Origin of the sequence: Thermanaeromonas sp., assembly GCF_021890735.1 — a bacterium.
In the GTDB taxonomy this organism is placed as follows: domain Bacteria; phylum Bacillota; class DSM-521; order Neomoorellales; family Neomoorellaceae; genus Thermanaeromonas.
Genome location: NZ_JAKKUR010000108.1, coordinates 1 through 4,978, shown reverse-complemented (window position 1 = coordinate 4,978; position 4,978 = coordinate 1). Strand labels below are relative to the sequence as shown.

Genomic DNA, 4,978 nt, shown 5'->3' with positions numbered 1-4,978 from the left:
AACGGGAGCTTAAGCTTATGAAGAAGACGGCCATCCTTATAAACACTTCCCGTGGTCCGGTGGTGGACGAAAAGGCCCTGGTGAAGGCCTTAAAAGAAGGGGAGATCTGGGGAGCTGGTCTAGATGTCTTTGAAAATGAACCTGAGATGGCGCCAGGCTTAGCAGAATTAGACAATGTAGTAGTATGTCCCCACATAGCCAGCGCTACTTGGGATACCCGCATCGCTATGGCCACCATGGCGGCAAGTAACCTTCTGGCCGCCCTGCGGGGAGAGTTGCCGCCCCAATGTGTAAATCCCGAAGCTTACTATAAACGTGAAAACACGAGGAAATAGTCTGGTTCTGCACGGGCTCTTTTAAGCTTTTAACTCGTCCGTATCTCCTGGCGCATGAAATAGTAGTAAGCAAGGGCGAAAATGATGAGGGTTCCTGCTATAAGCCCTACCAGATGGGGCCATATAAGGAGCAGGCTCTGGCTTAAGGGAAGGAAGCCCGGGATGGCCCCGATAACCTGCTGGATAAGCACCGGCCCTAAGGTGCGGATACCGGGATTTAGGAGGTACAGAGTAGCTTCATCATAGAGGGTGGTAGGGGAAAGGCGGCTGAGATTTTGCTTCCAGACGGCGTTCCGTAACACCAGCTCGGGCGGCGACTCGTCGGTTACGGGGAAGAGCCCATCGGCGATGATACCGGCCAGCATAGGGGCAAATATGGCAAAGAACAGCCACACAGCTATCCCCGCCAGTGCCGAGGTAGCCGCCTGGCGGAAAAGAAGAGAAAACAATAGAGATATGCTTAACCAGAAGGCCACGTAAATTATACTAACTATCAGATAAGCTAACATGCGCCCTATTTCCTCACCTCGAGGAGGGACCCCTATAAACACCAAACCGAGGCCGGCTACCAGCAGCCCCAAGGTAGCGATCATAATGGCCAGTACAGCGATACCTGCCAGAAATTTGCCGTTTATCACGTCATCCCGGTAGATGGGCTGGGCCAAAAGCCTGCTCAAGGTGCGCTTGTTGTACTCGCCGTTTATAGCATCGAATCCCAACGCCAGTCCCAATAGGGGACCTAAAAAGGAGAGAAAAGATATAAAAGGGGGCAGGGACCCTCCGCTGGTGGTGAAGAGGCGTAAGAAAACAAAACTGGTCTCTTCCTGGCCTACCGACTGGCGGATGCTTTGGGCTGCTACATACAGAGCGGAAAGGCAAGCCACCGCCACCAAAGAAAAGAGGATGCCCATACGGGTGCTGCTTAAGTTATCGGCCAGTTCTTTGAGGAATATAACCTTTAAACCGCCGCTGCTGCTGAACGCTTCCCGCCACCAATTGATAAACTCTTTAAGTTTAGCCTGCCATTCCTTCATATCCTTCCCTCGCCCTGAAAGTATTCTAGATAAATGTCATCCAGATCATGCCCGCGTGCCCTTAGGTGGAGGATAGAGACCTTTCTTTCCGCCAGGAGCCCGGTCAGTTGGGGCCTTATGTCTTTACCTTTGGCGCAGCGTAGCCGTATATAGGGCCCCTGGCTTTCTACTCGGTCTACCCCTTCTAAAGACCTGAAAACTTCCAAAAGATCGTGGTTGAAGGGTTCCACCTGGAGCTCGATCTCCAGGGGTTTCCCGGCCATGACCTGCCGGCCCAAGGTTTCAAGCGGGCCCACGGCCAAGAGCCTGCCTGCCACAAATATACCCACCCGGTCGCATATCTGCTGGATCTGGTGGAGGAGGTGGGAAGATATAAGGATAGTCTTGCCCTTTTCACGGGACAAACGGACAATTAAGTTTAAAAGCTCGCGTACACCTTCCGGGTCTATTCCTAAGGTCGGCTCGTCCAGGATAAATATGCGGGGATCTTTAACTATCAGGTCCGCGATCCCCAACCGCTGGCGCATTCCCCGGGAGAATTCCCTCACCTTGCGGTCACCATGGTCTGCCAACCCTACCTGTTCTAAGGCGGTTTTTATCCGCTGTTCTAGTTCGGCTTCAGGGATTTGATTCAAGCGGCCCGTATACAGCAGGTTTTCCTTGGCCGTTAAATCATCATAGAAACCCACATTATCGGGCAGATAACCTACCAAGCGCTTCACCGCTAAGGCGTTGCGAGTGGGGTCTAAGCCAGCCACAAGGGCCCGGCCGGAGGTGGGTTCGGTAAGTCCCAGGAGCATCAAAATAGTAGTGGTTTTCCCGGCACCGTTAGGGCCCAAAAGGCCGAAGACCTCTCCTTCGTAAATCTCTAAGTTAAGATCCTGGACGGCTACCACCGGGCCGTAGTGCTTGGTCAGGTTTTCCGTAACTATGATAGGCGAACGGTTACCCATAGTCTACCTCCGCCCGTATTTGTGGAAAGTCCAGGCCACGCCACCTACAACACCTAAAACCAAAAGTATTCCTACTACTCCCCAAAGGGTAGACGTCTTTACGGTTACTCTAAAGGTGGCCGTGGTACTGGCCACAGGGGAATTGGCAGAAATATTGACCACATAATCTCCGGCTATGGCATCCTTGGAGGGCTTAATGAAAGCAATAACCTGGCGGCTTTCCCCTGCCGGGAGGACGTCAATGGTATCCGGCTCAAAGGTTACTGCCCAGTTGGTAGGGGGAGTAGCGGAGAAGGTTACGTTTTGTATATCGGAACTACCAGTGTTTTTGATTATCAAAGTGACCGGGCTTTCGGCACCGGCTCTGGCCTCGGCATTAAGGCGTTCAGTAGGAGTAGTTATTTCTAGGCTGTACGTGCCGGTAATTACCACTTTGAGCACTACGCTTGCCTTACTATTGCCTGATACTGCCTCAATGGGAATGTTATAAGTGCCCGCCTTGACTCCTTGGGGAGGCTTTACAGTTACATCTAGCCCCTGGGTCTGACCGGGCTTTAAACTTAAACTGGCGATCTGTTTATTTTCATAAGCCGGGCTAAAGGTAACTTGCCACCCCGGAGGAGCTTGGGCGTTTAGGCTGTAAGATTTTTCTTGGGCTCCGTTGTTGGTAAGGTCTACACGAAACTGGAAGTCGGTGGAACTGGTGCCGCTTAGTACAGGGTATTGTGTGGTCATCTTATCGCTACCGCTGGGGGTTTCTTTGATCAAAAGTCTTAAGGTCAAGGAAGAGCTTCCGCCTGGACCGGCAGCCCGAACTACGAAGTTATAATTGCCCGGCTTGGCATCCTGGGGCACCTCAACCTGGAAGTCCACTTTGGCCGGCTCTTTTCCGGTGGCAAAGACTTGATTAACGATCATCCCGCCACCCTTGAAACTGGTAGACCACCCTTGGGGTCCTGAAACTACTTGTAGGTCAACCTTTTGCGGTTCTCCATAGTTGTGTATCTCTAGGGGAAAGGTTACAGTTTCTCCCGGTCGAACCTCGATGCCCGGGAAAGAAGTGGAGAGGAGGAGACTGCCGGCTTCAGCTACCGGTAGTACTGTGATAAAGGCGAGCAAGGATAATACATAGAAAAGAACGGCTATACGGCTTAGCGGCCGGATTGGAATTTTACTCATTTTCCTTTTCACCTCGTTTTTTATTCTTCATTTATTAACGTATCCCCAGTTAATTAGACGTATTAAACCTTTTCGAGGTTACACTTTGCTCTAAGCTTACGGGCTGGGCCCTTCCCTCTTCAAGATGAAGGAGTAAATAATAGTAATGCTCTTTATCCCCGCTCTGATATACTATCCTAATTAGGGCCCCTTTACCATGGGGTAGAGGTAGGACTTCCAAGGGGATGATTACGGTATCTTCGCGGGTTTCTAACGAAACATGGTATGCTGGAGTTGAAAGTTTCGCTTGGCTTAAAGGTTCCTTAAGCCAGGCCGCTTTTTCCACTTTTAGGTTGGAGCTTATCGGTTCAGCTACTAGGAAAGGGCCGCCTCTTGAAAATAGAAACCAACGCGAGCTTAGTACCGTGAAGAAAAGGAGGATCATGACCACCGCTATGAATACCCCTCTCCTGTCTCTCTTAACAGGGAAGGTCACTTTTACGGCCTGGCTATACCTCAATTGAGCTACCTTCCTTTGCACCTGTTCCCTCAAGGCGGGAGAAAATTTCAACCCTATAAGTTGAGGGGGCAGGTTAGCGGGCAGGTTGGCTAGCAATTCGTCCAGCCGCCTGCGAGATCTCATAGCGGTTTTCACCTTCTTGCAGAGCCTTCTGAAGTTGCTGGCGTGCCCGGTACAACCGTATTTTTACTGCTGACAGGGATATGCCCAGGATATGGGCGATTTCTTTAAGTTCAAGCTGGTCATAGTAATGGAGCCAGATCACTTCCCGGTAGGCTACAGGCAGATTAAAAATAGCTTGCCAAAGCTCCTGGTATTCCATCTCGGTTAAAACGACATCTTCCACATCTACGTTGTAACGGGACACCTCCCAGGTGGGTTCTAGGCGACAACGTTTCTGGGAGCGCAGGTAGTCGCGGCACAAATTCACGGTTATTTGATAAATCCAAGTAAATAGGGAACTCCTGCCCTGGAATTGATCTAGGCTTAAAAAAACACGTACGAAGACCTCCTGGGCCACGTCTTCTGCCAGATGTCGGTCACCCAAGTAAGAATAGGCCAGGTGTAGGACTTTGTCACCAAAGCGGCGCATCAGATCTTCCATCTGTTCATTCTTCATCATAATATATAAAATTTCTGCTTATGAAAGCGAATCCCTGCCTCAAGGCAGTAGGAAACTTTTTAACTCCTGAAGCGGTTCGAACCCATGCCCAACTCATTAATAAAACGTTCGAGGTCAACCAAATTTTCTTGTAAAATAGTATACACTTTCTTGTCATCTACATCCCAATATCGGTGTACAAGCCTATTGCGAAAACGGGCCATATTAACCAGGTTAGGGATAAAGTCTTCGGGGAGGGCTTTATTTTCTCCCATAATTCTAAAGGTATCAGCGTAGTCTTCGGGTACCCGCCAGCGGTTTTTAGCAATAATGTGATTGCAAAGGTCAATAGCAGCCTCGATACAGACCACCAGATG

General features: G+C 50.2%; 7 protein-coding genes. 1 reads left to right on the top strand and 6 read right to left on the bottom strand.

What is annotated here, in order from left to right; genetic code table 11:
• Positions 1–335: NAD(P)-dependent oxidoreductase (locus tag L5656_RS10605; RefSeq protein WP_297202759.1), on the top strand; the 335-nt coding region annotated here is incomplete at its 5' end.
• Between the two features lie 29 nt (positions 336–364).
• On the opposite strand, the gene L5656_RS10600 is transcribed toward L5656_RS10605, so the two are convergent.
• From L5656_RS10600 to hepT, 6 genes are all read right to left on the bottom strand, one after another.
• Positions 365–1,369 (bottom strand): ABC transporter permease, encoded by a 1,005-nt coding sequence (locus L5656_RS10600; RefSeq protein ID WP_297202756.1) that lies wholly within the window; start codon positions 1,367–1,369, stop codon positions 365–367.
• The gene (locus L5656_RS10595; RefSeq protein WP_297202753.1) at positions 1,366–2,322 is read right to left on the bottom strand and encodes an ABC transporter ATP-binding protein; all 957 of its coding nucleotides are present in this window, start codon (positions 2,320–2,322) and stop codon (positions 1,366–1,368) included. Before L5656_RS10595 ends, L5656_RS10600 begins: the two co-directional genes overlap by 4 nt.
• A gap of 3 nt (positions 2,323–2,325) precedes the next feature.
• Positions 2,326–3,501 (bottom strand): NEW3 domain-containing protein, encoded by a 1,176-nt coding sequence (locus L5656_RS10590; protein ID WP_297202751.1) that lies wholly within the window; start codon positions 3,499–3,501, stop codon positions 2,326–2,328.
• Between the two features lie 49 nt (positions 3,502–3,550).
• Positions 3,551–4,123, bottom strand: coding sequence for a hypothetical protein (locus L5656_RS10585; RefSeq protein WP_297202750.1), 573 nt, complete (start codon positions 4,121–4,123; stop codon positions 3,551–3,553).
• Positions 4,074–4,622: a sigma-70 family RNA polymerase sigma factor gene (locus L5656_RS10580; protein WP_297202748.1), complete on the bottom strand. Its 549-nt coding sequence runs from the start codon at positions 4,620–4,622 to the stop codon at positions 4,074–4,076. Before L5656_RS10580 ends, L5656_RS10585 begins: the two co-directional genes overlap by 50 nt.
• A gap of 59 nt (positions 4,623–4,681) precedes the next feature.
• Positions 4,682–4,978 (bottom strand): type VII toxin-antitoxin system HepT family RNase toxin (hepT, locus tag L5656_RS10575; protein WP_297202746.1); only part of this gene is annotated, 297 nt, incomplete at its 5' end.

Bases quoted from the DNA above. Each gene is read 5' to 3' on its own strand.
- L5656_RS10580 (WP_297202748.1), bottom strand. From the start codon at position 4,622: ATGATGAAGAATGAACAGATGGAAGATCTGATGCGCCGCTTTGGTGAC.
- L5656_RS10600 (WP_297202756.1), bottom strand. From the start codon at position 1,369: ATGAAGGAATGGCAGGCTAAACTTAAAGAGTTTATCAATTGGTGGCGG.
- L5656_RS10590 (WP_297202751.1), bottom strand. From the start codon at position 3,501: ATGAGTAAAATTCCAATCCGGCCGCTAAGCCGTATAGCCGTTCTTTTC.
- L5656_RS10595 (WP_297202753.1), bottom strand. From the start codon at position 2,322: ATGGGTAACCGTTCGCCTATCATAGTTACGGAAAACCTGACCAAGCAC.
- L5656_RS10585 (WP_297202750.1), bottom strand. From the start codon at position 4,123: ATGAGATCTCGCAGGCGGCTGGACGAATTGCTAGCCAACCTGCCCGCT.